Raw genomic sequence first — 21,104 nt, forward strand, 5'->3', positions numbered from 1 at the left:
CCAATAACACCATTACTGCGGCTATTTATTCGCAAATAAAATTTTACGATGGTTATCTTTTAAAACAATACCAATTTCAGCGAGTTTATCTGCTACTAATAAACGCATCTCATTTTTAACCGTATCGGTCGGCTCAATCTCATAAACGCACGTAACCGTTAAACTATCTGGAAAAGATTGATAATTAACATTGTGTGTTAACCATTGAAAACCTGACTGGCTTTGTTGGGCAATATGGCAAACATCCGTTAAGGCCGAAATAATGGTGTTATCTATTTTTTTATCTATTTTTCGCATTTTAAAATACCGTTCTAATCAAAATATGCCCTGTAATATCAACATTATCAGGGCATCTTTAACATTCAAAAAACATGACCTCTATCTAGACATCAAAACACGGCGCATCATAATCGTAACCTTCATCACTGTAAGCGGTAACAATGGCATCTTCGACTAACCCTGCTGGATCTTTAACTTGGCTATTAAAGAAATGTTGGATTTGTTTACGTCGACCATGAGCGGCCCACGATTCAGCATCTTGCCAGATTTCATTAAAAACAATCGGGTAATCATTTCGAGTTGCACTAGGGTGATCAATCTGACGCGTCAACATATATTGAATACAACCTTCTTCACGGTATGAATCCGGCTCTAATGCTTTTAGCACATCAAATAATTCAGCTTCTTTCCCTGCTTTTGGTTTAAATTGAGCAAGTACATAGACTCGGCTTGTCATTATCATTCCCCTTCTTGTGCTATGTTTTGCGTATCGGTAAGTCAAAACTTTAACGTATCAATGTTTACAAAGATACTTGTTACTTCTTTGATATTTTTATTTTGTTATCTCAATGCAAGTAAAATAAAAAAAGCGACCCCTAAGGATCGCTTTATGAATGCAATAACGTTAGTTATTAAGCGGTTGCTTCAGTTATTGCTGCTTGTTCTCTCTCTTTCATCAACTCATTGAAAACAACACGTGCTTCCTGTGCTTGTGCTGATGCTTCAAGCTTGGTTTCTTTCGCTGCCATCGCTTCTGTGGTTAGGCGGTGTAACTCTTCTGCTAATTCAGCAGGAACCTCACCCATATCCGCGCCACTATCACCACGGGCTAATGCTTCAGCTCGAATTGTTTTCTTAATTTTCCAGATTGCATTCAGTGCATCACGCTCAGCATCTGCCGCTTCAATCGCAACATCTTTCAATTGCTCAAACTTCGCTAACGCCATGCCTTCTTTTGACCATGGATCAACATCAGGTAAATCTTCGATGTTAATAACAGGATCTTCGTAGCCTTCTTGGTGACTCAAGTCTAATGTTGCAGCTTTAACTGCTGAAATCATTAGCATTACAGTAATGAACAGTAATGGTAAGCCACCTACAATCGCCGCAGTTTGCAATGTTGCTAAGCCGCCCATGAACATCAATACCGATGGCATAAATGACATTGCGAAAGCCCAGAACAGACGGTTCCATCGCATTGGCTCTTCTGTTACGTCGTTTTGTACAACAGAGGCCAGAATGTACGAGATTGAGTCAAACGTTGTCGCTGTAAAGATTAAACATAATCCAGTAAATACAGCGATAACTAATGTGCTAAATGGCAGTTGTTCTAGGATAGAGAAGATCGCTTTTGTTGCACCTTCAGCATTCAGGATCGACACCACATCTAACTGACCCGATAGCTGTAGCGATAAACCATAGTTACCCAGTACCATGAAGAATAGGAAACAGCCCATTGAACCGAAGAAGATAGAACCCGCTACCATTTGCTTGATCGTACGACCACGAGAGATACGTGCGATAAACAGACCCATACTTGGTGCAAACACTAACCACCATGCCCAGTAGAAGATTGTCCAATCTTGTGGGAAGTGCGTGTCTTCAAATGAACCGTAGCCGCCAAATGGCTCTGCCCATGTTGCCATCACAAAGAAATTAGACAGCATACGACCTAGTGAATCTAAGCCTGTTTCCAGCATGAAAATAGTAGGACCAACAGCCAAGATAAACGCAAGTAAGCCAAGCGCACCCCAGAAGTTGATATTACTTAGGATCTTGATGCCTTTTTCCATACCCGCATATGCTGAGTAACCAAAAATTAAAGTACAAATCAGTAGTACGAAAATTTGTGTTTCTGTATTTTTTGGTGTGCCGAACAGGTAGTTTGAACCTTCAGTAATAAGAGGTGCGGCTAAACCTAATGTTGTTGCACCACCACCTAGTAAACCAAAAATAAAAAGAACATCGATAACTTTACCTGTCCAACCGTAGCTACGTGCTTCACCAATAACAGGCATTAGCGCTGCAGAAACTTTTAAGACAGGCTGCTTACGAACATAGAAGAAATAAGCAATTGGCACAGCCGGTACAAGGTAGATAGCCCACGCAACAGGTCCCCAGTGGAATACACCGTAGGTCGCAGCCCAACGTACCGCTTCTTCACTTCCTGGTGTTAATTGGAAAGGCGGACTTTGGTAGTAGTAAGCCCACTCAATAGCACCCCAATAAAGGATACTTGCACCAATACCACCACAAAATAGCATTGCAGCCCATGATGCAGTTTTAAATTCAGGCTCTTCGTCTGCATCACCCAATTTAATTTGGCCTATATCAGAGAAGATAATGTAAACCATAAAGAATACAGCAGCTAAACCTAACGCTAGGTATAAGAAACCGAGTTTATCTGTCATGAATGTTTTTGCTGTCGCAATCCAGATAGCCCCTTCTTTAGGGAAAAGGATCAGTGGAACAACCACCGAGATCAACATTGCGAGTGCGCCAAAGAATGTTGGCTTATCGATCAACTTAAAGTTTTTTTGTATTGTGTTCACTATGTTTCCTTACTGCTACACATAGTCCATAAAAGTAAAACTAATGTTCATCTTTTAACAACAACAACACAAACAGAAAACTTAATTGAGGTTATAAGTTTTTTTTATCGATTCTGTTTTTATTCATTTTCTGAGCACTAATCCGCATATATATTAAAAAACAGACGGTAACACGTTACTGAATTAACATTTTGATACAATTGAGAGCTCTTACTTTCCTTTTCACATCTCCCCCTCTCTTTCAAAAATATTCACTCTGATAAGTAGCTATTAACAACCTATTCATACTTTATATCGAACCAGATCATAAATATCCCTAAAAAAAAAGCGAAGCCCTATTCGGGCTTCACTTTATAAATGATGATTAAGCTAAATCAAATAATGAGGTCATTGATAAGTATTTACTTTCACCTTACTTTTTGGGCTGCTTAAATTTATATCGAGCAAGATCAAATCCTTTTATTCTTGGATCTTTAAAAGCAGAATACTGAACAATTTTATCTGTGTTTTTGTGCAACAACATTGGGTAGTTTTGCTTACTCTCATATTGGCTTTCAATAATAGAGCATAATGTTAGATAGCTTTTTAGATAGAGCGCGATCAAAACTTCTTGCTATTCTTGCCGACAAAATATCTGACGAACTCATAAGTTCTAACTTATCGAATAGAAAAAAGCCTATATCCAGTAGATATAGGCTTCTCTTTTAGTTAAGGTTACAGCTTACGCCAAACACCCCAATCACCCGTTGTTCCTGGCTCTTCGCCTTTAGTGTACCAACCAGCTTTCCAACTTGAGCCGTTGTGAGTTACAACGTCATTCTCGTTGTAAACTCTAGAAGAAGACCAAGCTCCCAGTTCTGGTTTTTCACCTTCAGCGAGTACTTGTTTCCACACATCTGCTTTGCTTGGCTCTTCGCCTTTAGTGTACCAACCAGCTTTCCATGTCTTACCTAGGTGAGTTACCACATCACCATCGTTATAAACAGCCGTTTTGCTCCAGCTACCTTCAGGCACTTCTGTTTCTGGCTCTTCAGGATCAACAGGTGGAACTGGTGGTAGTGGCTCTAGTGCTTTAATCGTACTAACAGCAAAAGCGTAATCTTTCTCTGATACCCATACTTGGTTTGCATGAATATTAGAGTCATTAAATTCGTATTGACCTGAAGTTTGGTTCCATACACCTACAATAAGCTTTTCTGAATCTAGAGCATTAATCTCAGATGCTAGTGTTTCTACCCATGTAGCTTGGTTAGCAGCAGTGATCACTAAACGGTGATCAAACACTTCTGCACCCGTTACTGGTGCCATTAGACGGAAACGGACAATGTCACCTTCAGCTGGTACTTGGTAACCCGCAGGTACAAAGTAACCTGGAATTGCGTTCATATCACCACCAACAACTGGTGGAGGCGTCACTTCACCACCATTACCAGACTGCTTAATGATAATATCACTACAGTTGTAGAAACCTTCACCCACTGGATCAATACGCTGCCAGCGAGTGTAAAGTACTGCATCACCTGAACGATCCTTTGGAAGCTTCACTTTAAAGTTATACGTTTTGTAAGGTGAGCCATCACTTGGCATCACATTACCTGCCGTATGAACAAGTTCTAGATCATCCCAGTTTAAAGGTTGTGAAAAATCGTGACCGGGTTTCGTCAGGTAAAATTCCCAGAACGATGGGTTATGTGGTGCTGTTGCTGTCCACACGAAATCGAACTCACCGTTTGCATCAAGAACGATTTCCGTTTTTTGCCAATCTTTATGTGGGATATCTAGACCCGTTTTACCAGGCATACCCGCGGCACAAAGTTGACCATCTTTAATGTTCGCTTTAACCGTATTGATATCATTGTAATTAGGATTCAAAGATGCCACTTCATTACGTTGAATGAATGCCTCTACACCTGATTTTTCGTACGATGCTTTACACGCTGCGTTAGGGATCGCATTTGACCAAAAACCACCATCGTTATAACACGTGTTTTGACGAGCACTTGGGAACTCAGCCCAACCGTGAGCATTTGCAGCACCAATTGCAGCTATATTAGCTAGAGCAAATGCTACAGATAAAGATAGTTTTTTTAATTTAGATGACATTATTTTCTCTCAATAAATGTGTCGTGACCTAAGTTTTATTTAAAATTTAGAACACTATTCTATAACCACTGTTTTAATCCATTTTTATGGTTATTTTTATACAGTGAAAGCGCAAAGAACTCATTCCATCCGCTGCTGCATTTTATAATGCATAGAACAAAAAACGTATAATAAACAAAATTAATCAATACGATAAAACCACAAACAACAACAACCCAACCAATTGTTTTAAAAGAAATAATTACATCACAGATGCGTTGAAACAATACTTTTTGTTACATTTAAAAATGTTAAATTGATATATATTTAAAAATAAACATCACACATCACCATTATTAAAATAAAAAAATTAAAAATAAGAATATATTATTGCCACGTCAAAAAATCAGCTGCAAATATGTCAATATATCGACAGTCGATAATTGAAAAATATTTAAGATTACAATCTACCTACTATTTAATCGTCAGTTTTATTTTAAACATTAAATTATTAAGGTATTTCCAACACTACAGGTAAAAAATCATTTACAACGTCTATAGTAAGAGTACAGGTCAAAACCACACACTTAATGATATTGATTTGTATTACCATTTCATTTTCATTTGGTATTTAATAGCAACTTCTACCTTCTATCTACGCAACAACAAATGAGATAAAACGAGTGAGCCGATAATAATTGCAGTGAATAAATGCTCATATTGGAATTCCTGAACATTGTTCAAAAAACGATTTTTTATGCTTACACTCCGTCATTTTAGCACTTTAGATAAAATAGCATTCTATATTTAGAATGTTTCATTTCTATATTTTTAATTGCGGCATTTCTATTTTATTAATTTTTTAAAAATGAGATTTAGTTTCAAATATATCGCTTTATTTTTCGTGCCTTATTTAAAAACTTAAGTACAATAGGATCTAATACTTCTTTTTATTTCAGAATCAAATTACATGATTGATATTCTTTTAAACCTACGTTCATTGCGTGCACAAGCACGTGAAATGTCAGTTGCAGATCTTCAAGAAGGCCTACAAAAATTCACTCAAGTTGTTGAAGAACGACGTGAGGAAGAAGAAGCAGCAAATGCTATAAACAAAGAGCAAGAAGCTAAGCTTCAAAAATACCGAGACATGCTTGAAGCTGAAGGTATTACTGCCGAAGAGCTTGTTGCCCTTTTAGGTGATGCACCTAAAGCAAAGAAAAAACGTGCTGCTCGCCCTGCTAAATATAAGTTTACAGATGAAAACGGCGAAGAAAAAACATGGACAGGCCAAGGCCGTACTCCAAAAGCACTGCAACAACTGCTAGATAATGGCGCACAACTTTCTGAGTTCGAAATTTAATTTCGTGACATTAAGTAAAAAAGTCGCTAGTAAATAGCGACTTTTACTCATTCCTTATATTCACCGTTAACGCCTCTCCTCTACTTATCTTTCTGTGTTGCTCATTTTATTATTGATCTCTAGTACCACTCTAATAACAGCAATAGATATTTATAATAATACAAAAGACAAATGAACTCAGAATGTTACGTTATAATGATATGGAGGCACATAGATACTGTTATGCCTAAGTGAGCTTAAGTTGCAAATTCTTTCACGACTTTACATTCTAAGAAACTAACCCCATGTAATCGCAGGTTATTTTCATATTGCTTGGGAGTATACAATTTGATAGTGAAATCAATACAAAATATGCAACGAGTTCACTATAGAAGATCATGTAATAAGAGCTGATCTTGTTATTGGAGGGGTCTTATTGCAGGCGTAGCAGCACCTAAACTGTTCACAAAAGCAATGATAGAAAAATGAAGCCTGGAACTGCTATTGTAGATGTTGCTATTGACCAAAGTGGCTGTGTAGAAACATCACACCCAACAACACATGATGATCCCACTTACATTATTGTATTGCCAATATGCCAGGTGCCATTGCTTTAAATAACGCAACACTGCCTTATATTCTTGCATTAGCATATAAAGATTATAAACAAGCACTTCTCACAGATAAACATCTACGTAATGGATTAAATATATATCACGGCAACATTACCTGTAAAAACGTCGTAAATGAAAAAATACTTAACAAAAAGCCACTTACAAAAACGATTGATAGTTTAGGTAAGTGGCTTTTTCATCTAATTTCAATTAACGTGCATTCGTTGGCGCAACAAGCACAGCTTTACCAATAACATGAGCAAGAATGTTATAGCCTGCTAATGCTGGTGATGCATTCTCTGGTAATTTAATATTCGCCGTATTTAATGCATACACTGTAATTTCATAATTATGCGGTTTTGAGTTTGGCGGAGGACATGCACCACCAAAACCTTTAAAGCCAAAATCATTCGTTACCATACTTGCGCCTTTTGGTAATTCTTTACCGCCAACAGCACCCGCGCCCGCAGCTAAACTATGTACATCAGCAGGAATGTTAATAACACTCCAATGCCACCAACCACTACCTGTTGGTGCATCAGGATCATACATCGTAACAGCGAAGCTTTTTGTTCCAGCAGGAACATCTTTCCATGTTAATTGTGGTGATACATTCTTGCCTGTACAACCCCATTGGTTAAACAGTTGCTGATTTTGTAATGTTTTATCATTAGTAATATCGTGGCTCGTTAGCACCATCGCTTGCGACATAAATGCAGGAACTGCTAGAAGTACAGCTGCTACTACTTGTTTGATCTTCATTGTTAGTACTCATCATTATAGATTAATAACGATTTAACAGCATAATGTTATTCTAAATTGGTATACTGCCAAACACTTTTTGTTCGTTTTGAATTATATGCACAAAAAATAAATACTACAAATCGATAATAATATTTTGTGAACTTAGAAAAAATAACTTGAAGGTATACCAATGCGGGTCATCCCACCAATAAAAGCCATTGTCTATTTTGAAGCCGCTGCAAGACTACAAAGCTTTAAACTAGCCGCAGAAGAATTATATGTAACGCCAGGGGCTGTTAGTCATCAAATAAGCACACTTGAAGATTTTATAGAACAAAAATTATTTCAGCGACATAACCGCAGTATTACTCTCACTAATGCAGGTCTTCGTTACTTTAGTCGAACAACAATAATTTTAAATGAACTAGAACAAGCAACGGCCGATCTCGGTATCTCTAAAAAAAATCAAAAGTTAACCGTTGCGATACCACCTGCGTTATTAAATAAATGGCTTTTGCCACTCATTAATATTCGACAGTTATCTCAGCAAGGGATCTCGCTCAATTTTATTGATACATTAGAAACGCTCGATTTTGGCAAAGAGAATATAGACATTGCGATTCGATATGGATTAAAGCCACCAGAGCAACATGAATATGATGTCTTATTTAAAGAAAAGATGGTTGCAGTCTGCACTCCTGATTATATTCCTTCATCTAAAGTAAAACTCACAGAGCAACTACTCAGTGAAATCACATTGATAGAAACGACTAATCGTCTAATTCAATGGGATCTTGTTTTACATAATATGAAGATCAAACCGAACAGAAATCAGAATAAAGTTTTTTTCCAAAACTCAATTCAAGCCATAGAGGCGGCTTGTAACGGTTTAGGCATCGCTTTTGTAAATAGAATCTTAGTCCAAAAGCAACTTAATGATGGCACCTTGGTTGAACGACTCAACATCACTTACATTAATGATAAAATGCCAACTTATTATCTCGTGTGTCCTCAAGATAATAAAAATAACCCATCAACAGTTTTGTTATACAATTCTATTTTGCAACTATCTAAAACCAAATAAAAACGGATGATCATTGTATCTTCATCCGTTTATTCTTAAAGCAACTTAATCCTGTTTTAATTGACTATCTGTTAATGCCCTATCATCAGCGATAGCATCTAGCAATCGCTGTAATGATTCTAGTGATTGTTCAAGACTTCCTGAATGCTCTTGAACAATCACGTCTATCTGTTGTTGATAGTCAGATAAATGTCGCATAATCCCCAACCATTCGACTAGTATTTTTCATTTAACACTGTATCACGTGCACGAGACCAGCCATTAGCATAACAAGCCGCTATTTTAGCTTCTTTGTCAGATTTAATCATTGTTGTATCTGTATTAAGTTTTACTTGTAACTTTTGACATTGGCTATCGATAGCACTTTTATAATGCTCACCTTGACTTGATAAATTATAAACTTGATCTTTTGCTGTTGCTTCAGCTTGTTGATAGCAATGAATCAAGCCTTGCTCATCAAAATTTTGGTTATCAATACAGGATTGAACCACAATCGAATTACCAGATATCTCAGCTGCATTAGCATAAGAAAAACATAAAGAAGATAACAGTGCGATTGATAGAGACACATTTTTAACTAATGATGACATATTTACAAACTCATATATATTTTTTATATAGTACAACGATATATACCAACACGATATATAAACAACAAAAAAAGAGCAGTGTAAAAATAACATTACGTTTATTGATTGTTTAATTTAGATATGAAGCCAATAAATTTATAAATTTACCACACCCAACAGAATATTACATTAATATTACATAAATGTTACAATTAATGTTTGCTTTTTATTAACATTTATATTTATATTTATATAATCAACAAGGTGTTCACGGATTGATTGCACCCCTGCATTTATTTATTAAGGATGAATAAAATGGAAACGACAAGTTTTGAAGTGGATGTAATACGCCTATATCTTAATGATATTTCAAATAAACCTTTACTTAATAAAGATGATGAAATTCAATATAGCCGTAAGTCTTTAACTGGCGATCTTGCTTCAAAAAAAATTCTTATTGAATCTAATTTAAGGCTTGTCGTTAGCATTGCAAAAAAATATCGTGCTTCTAATCTCTCATTAAGTGATCTTATCGATGAAGGTAACATTGGTTTAATGACTGCCGTTGAAAAATTCGATCCAGAAAAAGGGTTTCGTTTCTCTACTTATGCTTCATGGTGGATTAAACAAACCATCGAACGTGCTATTCACAATCAAAACAGAACTATACGTTTACCAGTCCATATTTCTAAAGAAATCAACACATTAATTCGTACTCATCGTGAGCTAATGAAGCGAAATAATAATGAACCTACTCACGAAGATATTGCGCAAGCACTCAATAAAGAAAGTAAAGAAATATCAGCCTTATTCTCTAATGAAGTCAATGTTATTTCACTCGATCAAACCATTGGTGATACTGAACAATCACACACCATTGCTTATTTAGTGGCGGATGAACAAATAACATCACCGAGTGCAGAGGTCGATAATGATGACATGGTAAAAATCACGAACTTGATACTAAATAGAATGAATGCAAGAGATAAGGAGATCATCTGTCGTCGTTATGGCCTGATGGGCTACGAACCGCATACATTACAAGAAGTTGCCGATGCTGTTGGACTAACAAGAGAACGTATACGTCAACTTCAAATAAAATCCTTAAGTAGTTTAAAACGTTCACTAGCACGAGAAAATTATGATTTAGATATTTTATTTTCAAATATAACTTAAAAAAATAAAATAAGTGTGTTTATGGTTCTATTTTATAGCATTCTGCTACAACTCTTTTCTAAAAATAAATATAAACTTGCAATCACACGATTTCATTCAAACAGCAATAATCTTTTAGGCCAAATATCTTACGACTCTTGAAGCTTGTTTGTTCACTCTTCGGGGATTATTGATAATCATCAATTCTATTTTGATATAAAAAAACCTCGTCATTTCTGGCGAGGTTTAAAATGTGGCGGAGAGATAGGGATTTGAACCCTAGATACGCTATAAACGTATGCCGGTTTTCAAGACCGGTGCTTTCAACCACTCAGCCATCTCTCCATGCTGCAAATACTACTCGCTATTTTTAGTTATGTAAATCAGTAGCCGTTTGACTGCGTAATAAAGAGACAAAAGCCTCTACTTCTCTAAATCACTTACCTATCCCAACGTTATTCATCAACTATTCTGATCATTTCTACACAGTAATGCTGCATAACTGGCAATTGCGTCACTGAATGAAGGGAATATCATTAAATGCATTCGTGCAGTTATCTTGCACATTTTGTTAGCGTAAAAGGAAGCATTGCTATGCCAACTGACACTACTTTTGATCATTCTGATTTACTTCACTCACTCATTTCTCGACAATCGCTACTTGCGAATAACCGAATTCAATATATTGCTTATGCAGCAGCACTCGCGACACAAAATAGTACCGTGCTACAACGTATCAAACAGCAAGTCGGTGATATTAATAGCTTACAATTCGCCGATATTAATCACGCTGTCATGCGTATGGCCATGACAAATAACTACTATATGGCAATTCAAAACTTACATTTATCCAATATCAAACAAACTAATGCGTTAGAGCTCAAACCATTACATAGTTTAGATATCGATGATGAAACTGCTTACTACTATGCTTGCATTGCGGCATGTATGGTAAACCAAGGTTATAGTTGTCTAGATGGACATGTTGAATTATTACGATCATTGAATGAATCGGATGATGCAATCAACGCAGCTCTACGTTTAACAGCTTCAATTATGGCAATGGCGCAAGCTGATTTTATTAGTCAATATACTCAATGCTAAAGAAGCGAACTCACAGTTTAAATTTCAGATGCAAAAAAGCCCCGTCATTGCTGACGAGGCTTAAAATATGGCGGAGAGATAGGGATTTGAACCCTAGATACGCTATAAACGTATGCCGGTTTTCAAGACCGGTGCTTTCAACCACTCAGCCATCTCTCCATGGCGCGAATAATACGGAGATAATATGTAGATGTAAATACCCATCTAAATTAAGTGGTTACTATTACAGCGTTATCTTACTATTTACTCTTTCAGCAAGATCAAACACAGCATAAATGCTTATTCTTTGTACTATCTCACCCTATCTCTGACTCTAACTGCAAGAGATAACTTTTCATAAACTCGATCCGTTTAACCGCTTCAATCTTCGCAGCATCTGTTTGCATGGTGTCAGCTAAACCAAGTAACTTAATATAAAAGTGATCTAGGGTGTAACTCGTGTCATCAGGTTGTCGGTTTTGACAAAAAGGATCGTCAAGAGCATACAATGGTCGACCTAAAGATGTGCCAACCTGAATACACCGTGTTAAACCTATCGCGCCAAGTGCATCTAATCTATCAGCATCTTGAACAATTTTTGCTTCCAATGTTAACGGTTTAATATCAGCACTAAAGCTATGCGCCACAATCGCATGATGAATCTCATCATGATGGTCAACGAGTAACTTTTTGTCTGATAAAAATTCGATCGCTTTATTAGCTGCAAGTGTTGAAGCTTGTTTTCTTCGAGGATCATTTTTAGCAACGGCAACACAGTCATGTAAATAGGCCGCAGCAAGAGTAATGTTTAATCGTGCTTGCTCTTGCTTAGCAAGCTGTTTTGCTACTTTCACCACACGTAAAACATGCGCTTTATCATGCGCTGCATCTGCACTATTTAACAGCTCAAGCTCTGTCGTTAATATTGATTCTAATGTCTTGAGATGCATATCATCGCCTCCGATAATCAAAAGCCGACATCATGTCGGCTTCAATAGTTATATTTCTTTATGCGACGAGCATTACTCTTCGTCAAACTCTTCATCATCGAATTCGACAACGAAGTTATCTTCTAAGTAATCAACAACACAACCAACAGCGGCTGATGATACTGAGAATGTATTTGGCTCTACACCTGCTTGCTTAGACATTTCAAGTACAGCCAGTGCGGTATGTTCGTCATTAAAACCAACATCAAACTGTTTAGCGATATCGCAGCTTGTTTGATAAAGCTCATCCGTTAAGATGACCTCGCCATAGTATTCGCCATCGTCTAAATCAAAATTATCAACCAGTACTTCTATAATGATCTCGTAGTAATTTTGAAAATCCATCACTTAACCTTTTTAACCAATAAAATAAGCAGAAAAGCGTTCTACTTGAAGATCGTTATAGTTTCATAATCTTGTTTTACACACAATAAAACAAATCCCCCCACAGTAAGTGGGTGACCAGTCTTAGCAGAGCTAACTTAAAAATAGAGTATCAAACATCAAATCATTACTCTTAAGCTAATTTATAGTAAAATCATTCAAACCCAAGCACTAGACGACTGGTCTAATTTATTCTATAGTGACTTCATGAACGAAAAAACAATTGATACACGGCAGCACATTCTTAATGTTGGTTACCAGCTAGTGGTCACGAAAGGATTTACGAGTGTTGGTTTATCGCAATTATTAAGTGCGGCAGAAGTACCTAAAGGCTCTTTTTATCATTATTTCAAATCTAAAGAGCAATTTGGTGAAGCATTGATCCACTCTTATTTTCATCATTATTTACAACGTGTCGCTCTGGTATTAAAAAGCGAGCAAGGCACAGGCTTTGAACAACTCAATGAGTATTTCAAGCTATGGATCAAAGTTGAAAACGGCATCTGTAATGCCAATAAATGTTTGGTGGTAAAGCTCAGTGCAGAAGTCTCCGATCTCTCCGAGCCTATGCGAGAAGCATTAAAGCAAGGAGCAGATAGTGTTGTCGCTTTAATCGCCAAAACAATAGAAAGAGGAATAAAAGATGGCTCAATCGCTAACTGCGACAGCCATGTAACCGCCCAAACTCTTTATAATTTATGGCTTGGAGCAAGTTTACTCAACAAACTAAGTCACGATTTATCAGGATTACAGCAAGCATTAAAAACAACACAATCACTACTGCAACCAAAATGATTATCGACAAGACACGTAATAGTGATAAACCGCAGTATTGAAAAGATAATGCCCGCCTATCTACACATTAACGATGCGATAAGGCGGGATTTTTTGAAACACCAACTAGACGACTGGTCTAATTGAAAAAAGGAAATCAGCAATGACAGCCACTAATCGCCAACTACTATTAGCCTCTCGTCCTGTAGGCGCACCAACTCCTGAAAATTTTCATTTAACAGAAACAACGATCCCAAGCCCGCAACAAGGCGAGTTACTACTTAAAACCGTTTATCTCTCACTCGACCCTTATATGCGTGGGCGTATGAGTGATAAAAAATCCTATGCTGAGCCTGTCGGTATTAATGAAGTGATGGTCGGTGGCACGGTATGCCAAGTAACCGCTTCTCACCACCCTGACTATCAAGTGGGTGAATGGGTATTAGCGTATTCTGGTTGGCAAGATTATGCCGTTTCAAATGGTGAAGGATTAATAAAGTTAGGAATGAATCCCAGTCACCCATCCTATGCATTAGGAGTAATGGGTATGCCAGGCTTTACCGCATACATGGGGCTACTCGATATCGGTCAACCAAAGCAAGGTGACACTATCGTTGTTGCTGCTGCAACTGGCGCAGTAGGCTCTATGGTTGGTCAAATTGGTAAGATAAAAGGCTGTCGTGTTGTTGGTATCGCAGGTGGTAACGAAAAATGCCAATACGCAAAAGAGACATTAGGATTTGATGAATGTATTGATCACCATGCTGCTGACTTTGCTCAACAATTAGCAGATGCATGTACCGATGGCATTGATATTTATTATGAAAATGTTGGCGGTAAAGTCTTTGATGCAGTGCTTCCTCTACTGAATACAGGCGCACGCATTCCGCTTTGTGGCTTGATCTCTCAATACAATGCAACATCGCTTCCAGACGGCCCAGATCGTATGAATATGTTAATGGGACAACTACTGGTTAAGCGTATCAAGATGCAAGGTTTCATTATCTTTGACGATTATGCTCACCGTTATGACGAATTTGCACAACAAATGTCGCAATGGCTTGCTGAAGGAAAAATTCATTACCGTGAAGATAGAGTCGAAGGCCTAGAGCAAGCTCCACACGCTTTTATTGGCTTACTTGAAGGTAAAAACTTCGGCAAAGTTGTAGTTAAAGTTAGCTAACTAAACCTAAAAAGGACTTATCATGATCATATTGCACCATCTTAATCAATCTCGTTCAAAGCGTATTATCTGGCTACTTGAAGAGCTAGGTGTTGAATATAAAATTCAACCTTATTGCCGAGACAAGGTCACATTTCTTGCGCCACCAGAACTTAAAAGTGTTCATCCACTAGGTAAATCACCGGTATTGGAAGATAACGGAATGATCATTACCGAATCAGGCGCTATCACAGAATATTTAATTGAAACTTACGGTAACGGTAAATTTATGCCTGAACGTGGCACTCAAGCCTATATTGATTATATTCAATGGCTGCATTTTGCCGAAAGTTCAGCCATTTTACCGTTACTTTTAAAGATGTTTGTCACCAAAGATGGTGCAAAAATGAATTTCCTTGGTGATTATGCTGACATGGAAACTCAGAAAGTAATGCAATATTTTGATCAACGGTTAGTGGATAAAACTTATCTTGTAGAAGAGCGTTTAACCGGTGCCGATTTCATGATGTCATTTATTACTGAAATCCTTGGTAACTATGGCGTATTAGCTGCGTTTCCAAATATTCAACGTTACGCAGAGCAGCTACAAAAGCATCAAGGCTACCAAACCGCTCAAGCGTTAGAATTACAATATAACGGTGAATAAACCAGTCTCTAAAGCCAAACAGGTCGTTGTTTGGCTTTTACTATACTATTGATTTACAGTGTGAATAGCTGGCTTTCTGCATACAGAAGCCATCACATTTCAATAACAATATAGATTTTATATACAAAAAGCCCCGTCATTACTGACGGGGCTTCGTTGTGTTGGCGGAAGGTTGGACTGGCATTCCAGCGGGACTCTCAACCTCGGCTAGGTGCATCAAGACATACCAACAACAATCAAATTTTAGATACAAAAAAGCCCCGTCATTGCTGACGAGGCTTCGTTGTATTGGCGGAGCGGACGGGACTCGAACCCGCGACCCCCGGCGTGACAGGCCGGTATTCTAACCAACTGAACTACCGCTCCAATTCTTTATGAAACCCGATAATATCGAACTTCTAGAATATGGCGGAGAGATAGGGATTTGAACCCTAGATACGCTATAAACGTATGCCGGTTTTCAAGACCGGTGCTTTCAACCACTCAGCCATCTCTCCAATGCCGCGAATAATACGTAGATTATTACTTTCTGTAAACTGTTTAATTAAAAAAAACGTTCAACAGGCTAGGTTTTAATCAACTTTAATAATTTACTCGCGCTTCTATGCCCTCAAACAATCAATTAGGTTTTAAAAGATTATTTACTACTTCTATTTCAGCTTTTTTAACACCATCCTGCTGTTGTAACCAATTTAATTTTTTTCTTAAATCAGCGCCTTCAGGATACTGAATTATCCAAATACCACCACCAAGACGCTTTTTAGACATATCTGGCTCATCGAATGGTAGTGCATCAGAAAATATTGTTTTTAAAATAATACTACCTGACACTAGCCCGTTAATATTTAGGTCTTCATTTTGAACTTTTACGCCTTTAGTGACTTTATTGTCTTGAGAGTGAGTCGCACTAAATGCAGTTTGTTCACTCGCAATAACTTCATAATCTAAACCACCACTAGTGAACGTTGTAGATGTATAGGCATTAGCACTACAGCTCGTTAACATAAATAAGCTAATGAATAGTAAATGATTGCTCTTTTCCATAACGATAAATCCTTATTTATGTCCATAAACTTTGATACTGGCATCAAATAACAAACCTGAGAAATAGTTGTTAGGCAATTCCAGCTCGTTATCATCGTAATCAACTATCTTCATAGTGTTTTTATTTGTATCAACAATCTTAACAGTCCAAATACCAGCAGCGACTTCATCTAAAAATGCATGACTAAGAAATAGAATTTCAGCATCATATCCAAAGTAATTTTTCGGATTGATATAATGTAAATGTCTTGGTGTCGCAACAACAGATCGTGTACCTGAAGGGGAAATAACTTCAACGGCGATATCACTCATTCTTTCATGGTCTAAATCAAGTTTTAGTTGAATAGCCTCAATTGTTATATCATCGGTAATTTCAATTTGTTTTGTTATTCCTTCAAAATTTTCTGGAATATCAACAGCTCCGATAACATCACTAGTGATAAATTCCGACTCAATCAACGGAGGTAATAATGTATAATTTCGAGTTGCCATTTGTACAGCTTCAACAGCATTAATCATGCCATAGCCATACCAGTTATGATAACTATTCCCAGCCCCGTTAGTAACCCAACCGGGTTCTGCAATATACTGCTCTCCATCTTGTGATAAAATAACGGGCGCAAAATCTAAATCTATTTTTGTGGCTGTTTTTGCCATGATATATCTCACATCACGCCACGATAATTCAGGGTTTGATTGCATAATTAATGCTGCAACCCCAGATGCTATAGGCGCCGCAGATGATGTACCATTAAATTTTGAAGTATAGCTACACTCTGATTCACTCTGTATTTCATCATCTAATCCACCAGAATAGCCGCCAAATTCATACTCAATTGAATATCCTCGGTCACAGCCAGCAACATCCGTTGTTATCATAGCAGGATATTCATAGCCATATTCTCCACCAGGAGCAGCAAACAATACAGAAGATCCTACCGTTGAATAGCTCGATAATGGTGTTTCTCTATTGGCATTTAAAGCAGAAACGACCGTATTATAAAAACTCGCATTTTCAGGATCTGAATTAGCTATTTGAGCAGGTAAGCGTTCCTCTTCTTCAATACTATCTACACGCTTATAATTACTTAACCATTTAAATCCATTGCCCGCAGATTTGATCATTAACGCTGGTTTACTCGCCGTTTCATAATATGATTTTAAAATCAGCGTTTCATTAGATGAATATTTGACTGGAAAAAAGATATTGCTATTAAAGCCATAACTTTGATTTATGACATCAGCAGTTTGAGTTTTATCACCACCGTGTGTTTCATAAAACACATCCAGACCTTGTTCTTTCAGGTAATTAAAACCAGACAAAGATGCAGATGGAGCAACACCGCGCCCCCCTTTACCATTAAAACCAACAGCAGCGGTTAACCCCGCAACTGAGGTACCATGATCACCATATGTTTCATATTGATTCGGACTAGGATCATTATCCTGCTCGACGAAATCATATGACATACCAGGAATAACATTCTCAACTAAATCTTCATGCGCAATTTCTAAACCGGAATCAACAATAGCGACATGAATATCCTTTCCAGTGATCCCTTGAGCGTGCAGTTGGCCAATATTAATATCAAATCCTTCACTTGCCTTTGATAACGCGTAAGCATCTTGACCTGTATTATTTAGATGCCATTGTTGGAAATATAATGGATCGGAAAAAGCATCAATATTGATATTCTTTTGCTCTGTTAAATACTTTATTTGAGCAGTTACCGTTTTATTGTTACTTGTTAACGTAACATCAATATAAATGGGCTCTGAATAAGGCTGTGCCGTTAATTTAAAAGAACCATCGTTATTAATTACAAAAGAATTGACATCAGGTATTTGCGCTCTATTTACATCACTTATTAACGGTATAAACGACGGAGTATTATCATCTGATATTACGTTATAGCTAAACTCAACATCAGCGCCGGCAATAAATTCAAACTTTCCTTCAACTATATTGTTTAAGCTTTCAAATTCTTCAGGTTTAAGTACCAACTCAGGCTTTAAAGTAATCTCAAATTCAGTTTCATCAATACCATCCGAAGCGATTAAAGAAACAACCTCTTCTTTTATTGATGACAAATTAGATATAAATGTAAATTCACTATTTTCATTATCAATTGAAAAGTTACCACTTTTTGGAGAGTTAATGATTTCAAACGTTACTCTATCACCATCTTGGTCAGTGATAGGTAACTTTTGAGTGAGAGCATCATTACCAATGTAGTAATAAACATTACTTCCATTCAATTTAGGTTTACTATTTCTATCTTTGGTTATACTTGTATCACCTTTATTTTCTGTATCGCCGCTATCTCCACCACCACAACCTAGCAAACTTAGAAAGACTAAGGTATTCATTATTATAATTTTTTTCATTTGAAATCCTTATCAACACAATAAGAACTTACTTTACAAATAACTTATATAAGAATTAAACAACCAAAACTATTTTTTGCGATTGATATAGTAAATAAATAATGAAAGATCTATTTTTTCAAAATAATTGGATACTATTCAATAAGCCCTTTTTCTAATGCATATTTCGCTAACTCGGCTGTTGAATGCAATTCAAGCTTATGTTTTATATTCTGACGATGCGTCTCAACGGTCCGATAACTAATCTCTAATGCTTTAGCAATTTGCTTACTGCTCAACCCTTCGGCAACATGTTTAAGTACCCTTTCTTCGCGACGGCTCAAAGGATTAATATCAGGGCTTTTCACTGGTGAAGATGTCTGAGTAAAAATAGTTTGGCTCGTCGTTTCACAAAAATATGTCGCACCTTGATTCACTGTTTTAATCGCTTGAACCATTTTTTCTGCCGAAATTTCTTTCAACATATAGCCCATTGCACCAACCTGCATTACCTTCATGATATATTCACGGTTATCATGCATCGTCAGCATCAATACTTTTGCATTAGGCAGTGTTTTTTTAATTTGCTCTGTTGCATCAATACCGTTCATGATGGGCATACTGATATCCATTAAAATAACGTCAGGTTGAAGATAACTGACGGTATCTAGTGCCTCTAAGCCATTACTTGCAGTACCAATGACCTCGATATCAGGCTCTAATTGTAACCTTGCCATAAAACCATCAATCACCACTTGATGATCATCGACTATCACAATTTTAATCGTTTGTTCTGTCATACACTAAACCATCCAAGTTTAATAATACGGTGAGTTCAGTACCAAATCCGGGCTCACTATTAAGATCAAACTCGCCACCAATAAACTCCACTCTCTCGCGCATATTTCGCAAACCAATCCCTTTTAAATGATAACGATTTTGGCTATCAAATCCTTTTCCATTATCTCGAATGATCAATTGCAATAACTTTCCAAGTTGTTTCAAATGCACTTCAACATGCGTCGCATCTGCATGCTTAACAATATTATTTAGCGATTCTTGTACTACCCGATAAAGTGTTGTTGCAACATCAGAGTCTAGCTTTCCAGCCTTTGTATCAAATAGCATATCAACTGATGTACCGGCGTGAGATTGATAGTCTTGTAATAATGTGGTGAGTGCCGCTTCTAAACCAATATCATCCAGAGAGCTTGGGCGTAATTTATGAGAAATATGCCTTACTTCATTAATCGCTAATGTTAAGGAATGCATCGATTTATTCAGGTAATCGACAAACTTTACATCAATGGACTGAAGGCTAAGTAACTCTAAGTGACATTTACTTGAGACTAATAACTGATTGATCCCATCATGTAATTCTCGGGCGACATGTTTTTTTTCAGCTTCTTGAAATAAGACCGTTTTATGCGCTAACTCTTTAAGATTTCTATCAGCCAATCGATGTTCATGTAAGTTAATTGCCAATGTGATCACGATAATTACTGCGACAGTTATTGTTAATATCACCACAATGGAAAAGAAGATCGTATCAATATTATGGTTAATCGCTTGCTGCATAATCGCGACATCTTGGCTGACATCTTCAATATATAATCCGGTACCAATCATCCAATCCCATTTATCTAACCATGCGGAATAACTTAACTTAGTAACCGTTTCTCCCGTTGATGGTTTCTGCCATAAATACTGATGATAGCCCCCCCCACTTTGTGCTTGCGATAACAAAGAAGCAATTAAAAAATCGCCTTGTTCATCTTGTATCTTAATAAGATTTTTACCAATCAACTCAGGCATGATCGGATGAACTAAACTGACTCCATTTTTATCATAAACAAAAAAGTAACCGTCTTTTCCATAACGTAAATTAGTCAATATTGCTTTAACACGCTGCTGCGCTATATCAACATCAATTGTAGAATCATGATAAATATGGGAAATGGCATTTAAAGCAAGATCAACGCTATCTTTCAATGCTGCTTCTTTGGCATCAATTAAACTATCACGAAAAACAGTGACTTCTTTCTGGCCTAAGGTTTTTGCCTGATAAATCGATATCCAACTGATACTGACAGTCACAATCAGTAACGGTAATAAGGTTAATAAGATCAATTTTGCTTTTAATGGCATAGAGACCTCCAAACAGCAAAAAGCTGATGTTTTACCACCAGCTCATATTAACAATTTATTATCAT

General features: G+C 37.0%; 20 protein-coding genes, 4 tRNA genes and 1 pseudogene. 8 read left to right on the forward strand and 17 right to left on the reverse strand.

Annotated features, from left to right (window positions below; translation table 11 throughout):
• Positions 1–21: 21 nt before the first annotated feature.
• From C9J38_RS10335 to C9J38_RS10350, 4 genes are all read right to left on the reverse strand, one after another.
• Positions 22–297, reverse strand: a complete 276-nt coding sequence (locus tag C9J38_RS10335) for a hypothetical protein (RefSeq protein ID WP_107207014.1) — start codon at positions 295–297, stop codon at positions 22–24.
• Between the two features lie 85 nt (positions 298–382).
• Positions 383–736 (reverse strand): putative quinol monooxygenase, encoded by a 354-nt coding sequence (locus tag C9J38_RS10340; protein WP_107207015.1) that lies wholly within the window; start codon positions 734–736, stop codon positions 383–385.
• Positions 737–911: 175 nt separating this feature from the next.
• On the reverse strand, positions 912–2,822 hold the full coding sequence (locus C9J38_RS10345; protein ID WP_107207117.1) for a BCCT family transporter: 1,911 nt from the start codon (positions 2,820–2,822) through the stop codon (positions 912–914).
• 723 nt (positions 2,823–3,545) lie between these two features.
• Entirely contained in the window at positions 3,546–4,934 is a 1,389-nt protein-coding gene (locus C9J38_RS10350) for a lytic polysaccharide monooxygenase (RefSeq protein WP_107207016.1), read from the reverse strand.
• 949 nt (positions 4,935–5,883) lie between these two features.
• On the opposite strand from C9J38_RS10350, the gene C9J38_RS10355 reads away from it, so the two are divergent.
• Complete coding sequence (locus tag C9J38_RS10355; protein WP_107207017.1) at positions 5,884–6,276, forward strand: H-NS family nucleoid-associated regulatory protein; 393 nt, start codon at positions 5,884–5,886, stop codon at positions 6,274–6,276.
• Positions 6,277–6,634: 358 nt separating this feature from the next.
• Positions 6,635–7,003 (forward strand): annotated as a pseudogene (locus C9J38_RS10360) (alanine dehydrogenase); the annotation flags it as partial.
• A gap of 76 nt (positions 7,004–7,079) precedes the next feature.
• On the opposite strand, the gene C9J38_RS10365 reads toward C9J38_RS10360, so the two are convergent.
• Entirely contained in the window at positions 7,080–7,631 is a 552-nt protein-coding gene (locus C9J38_RS10365; RefSeq protein WP_107207018.1) for a YbhB/YbcL family Raf kinase inhibitor-like protein, read from the reverse strand.
• Between the two features lie 172 nt (positions 7,632–7,803).
• On the opposite strand from C9J38_RS10365, the gene C9J38_RS10370 reads away from it, so the two are divergent.
• Positions 7,804–8,697 (forward strand): LysR substrate-binding domain-containing protein, encoded by an 894-nt coding sequence (locus tag C9J38_RS10370; RefSeq protein ID WP_107207019.1) that lies wholly within the window; start codon positions 7,804–7,806, stop codon positions 8,695–8,697.
• Positions 8,698–8,742: 45 nt separating this feature from the next.
• Here C9J38_RS10370 and C9J38_RS21770 read toward each other — a convergent pair whose 3' ends face one another.
• Together C9J38_RS21770 and C9J38_RS10375 are read right to left on the reverse strand one after the other, a co-directional pair.
• Positions 8,743–8,895 carry a hypothetical protein gene (locus C9J38_RS21770; RefSeq protein ID WP_158259278.1) on the reverse strand — a complete coding sequence of 51 codons (153 nt, stop codon included), beginning with the start codon at positions 8,893–8,895 and terminating at the stop codon, positions 8,743–8,745.
• A gap of 17 nt (positions 8,896–8,912) precedes the next feature.
• Complete coding sequence (locus tag C9J38_RS10375) at positions 8,913–9,287, reverse strand: hypothetical protein (protein ID WP_107207020.1); 375 nt, start codon at positions 9,285–9,287, stop codon at positions 8,913–8,915.
• Positions 9,288–9,581: 294 nt separating this feature from the next.
• Here C9J38_RS10375 and rpoS point away from each other — a divergent pair, with 294 nt between their 5' ends.
• Positions 9,582–10,442 carry an RNA polymerase sigma factor RpoS gene (gene rpoS, locus C9J38_RS10380; RefSeq protein WP_107207021.1) on the forward strand — a complete coding sequence of 287 codons (861 nt, stop codon included), beginning with the start codon at positions 9,582–9,584 and terminating at the stop codon, positions 10,440–10,442.
• 233 nt (positions 10,443–10,675) lie between these two features.
• Here rpoS and C9J38_RS10385 read toward each other — a convergent pair.
• Positions 10,676–10,766 (reverse strand) — tRNA-Ser (locus C9J38_RS10385).
• A gap of 249 nt (positions 10,767–11,015) precedes the next feature.
• On the opposite strand from C9J38_RS10385, the gene C9J38_RS10390 reads away from it, so the two are divergent.
• Positions 11,016–11,525, forward strand: a complete 510-nt coding sequence (locus tag C9J38_RS10390; protein ID WP_107207022.1) for a hypothetical protein — start codon at positions 11,016–11,018, stop codon at positions 11,523–11,525.
• Positions 11,526–11,593: 68 nt separating this feature from the next.
• On the opposite strand, the gene C9J38_RS10395 is transcribed toward C9J38_RS10390, so the two are convergent.
• The 3 genes from C9J38_RS10395 to C9J38_RS10405 all read right to left on the reverse strand — a co-directional run bounded on the left by C9J38_RS10395 (position 11,594) and on the right by C9J38_RS10405 (position 12,838).
• Positions 11,594–11,684: transfer RNA gene (locus C9J38_RS10395), tRNA-Ser, on the reverse strand.
• Positions 11,685–11,821: 137 nt separating this feature from the next.
• Positions 11,822–12,454, reverse strand: coding sequence for an HD domain-containing protein (locus C9J38_RS10400; RefSeq protein WP_107207023.1), 633 nt, complete (start codon positions 12,452–12,454; stop codon positions 11,822–11,824).
• Positions 12,455–12,526: 72 nt separating this feature from the next.
• A complete protein-coding gene (locus C9J38_RS10405) occupies positions 12,527–12,838 on the reverse strand; it encodes a hypothetical protein (RefSeq protein ID WP_107207024.1) in 312 nt (103 codons plus the stop codon).
• A 246-nt stretch (positions 12,839–13,084) separates the two neighbouring features.
• On the opposite strand from C9J38_RS10405, the gene C9J38_RS10410 reads away from it, so the two are divergent.
• The 3 genes from C9J38_RS10410 to C9J38_RS10420 all read left to right on the forward strand — a co-directional run bounded on the left by C9J38_RS10410 (position 13,085) and on the right by C9J38_RS10420 (position 15,480).
• Positions 13,085–13,672 carry a TetR/AcrR family transcriptional regulator gene (locus tag C9J38_RS10410; protein WP_107207025.1) on the forward strand — a complete coding sequence of 196 codons (588 nt, stop codon included), beginning with the start codon at positions 13,085–13,087 and terminating at the stop codon, positions 13,670–13,672.
• A gap of 142 nt (positions 13,673–13,814) precedes the next feature.
• The gene (locus C9J38_RS10415; RefSeq protein WP_107207026.1) at positions 13,815–14,834 is read left to right on the forward strand and encodes an NADP-dependent oxidoreductase; all 1,020 of its coding nucleotides are present in this window, start codon (positions 13,815–13,817) and stop codon (positions 14,832–14,834) included.
• Positions 14,835–14,856: 22 nt separating this feature from the next.
• Positions 14,857–15,480, forward strand: a complete 624-nt coding sequence (locus C9J38_RS10420) for a glutathione S-transferase family protein (RefSeq protein ID WP_107207027.1) — start codon at positions 14,857–14,859, stop codon at positions 15,478–15,480.
• Positions 15,481–15,769: 289 nt separating this feature from the next.
• On the opposite strand, the gene C9J38_RS10425 is transcribed toward C9J38_RS10420, so the two are convergent.
• The 6 genes from C9J38_RS10425 to C9J38_RS10450 form a co-directional block, all read right to left on the reverse strand.
• A tRNA-Asp gene (locus C9J38_RS10425) sits at positions 15,770–15,846 on the reverse strand.
• 40 nt (positions 15,847–15,886) lie between these two features.
• Positions 15,887–15,977, reverse strand: a tRNA-Ser gene (locus C9J38_RS10430).
• Between the two features lie 121 nt (positions 15,978–16,098).
• Positions 16,099–16,524: a hypothetical protein gene (locus C9J38_RS10435; protein ID WP_107207028.1), complete on the reverse strand. Its 426-nt coding sequence runs from the start codon at positions 16,522–16,524 to the stop codon at positions 16,099–16,101.
• Between the two features lie 12 nt (positions 16,525–16,536).
• Positions 16,537–18,912, reverse strand: coding sequence for a S8 family serine peptidase (locus C9J38_RS10440; protein ID WP_107207029.1), 2,376 nt, complete (start codon positions 18,910–18,912; stop codon positions 16,537–16,539).
• A gap of 134 nt (positions 18,913–19,046) precedes the next feature.
• Positions 19,047–19,691: a response regulator transcription factor gene (locus tag C9J38_RS10445; protein WP_107207030.1), complete on the reverse strand. Its 645-nt coding sequence runs from the start codon at positions 19,689–19,691 to the stop codon at positions 19,047–19,049.
• Complete coding sequence (locus C9J38_RS10450; protein WP_107207031.1) at positions 19,672–21,039, reverse strand: cache domain-containing protein; 1,368 nt, start codon at positions 21,037–21,039, stop codon at positions 19,672–19,674. Before C9J38_RS10450 ends, C9J38_RS10445 begins: the two co-directional genes overlap by 20 nt.
• Positions 21,040–21,104 lie beyond the last annotated feature (65 nt).

The sequence above is a fragment of the Photobacterium sp. GB-210 genome, from assembly GCF_003026075.1.
Lineage (GTDB): Bacteria > Pseudomonadota > Gammaproteobacteria > Enterobacterales > Vibrionaceae > Photobacterium.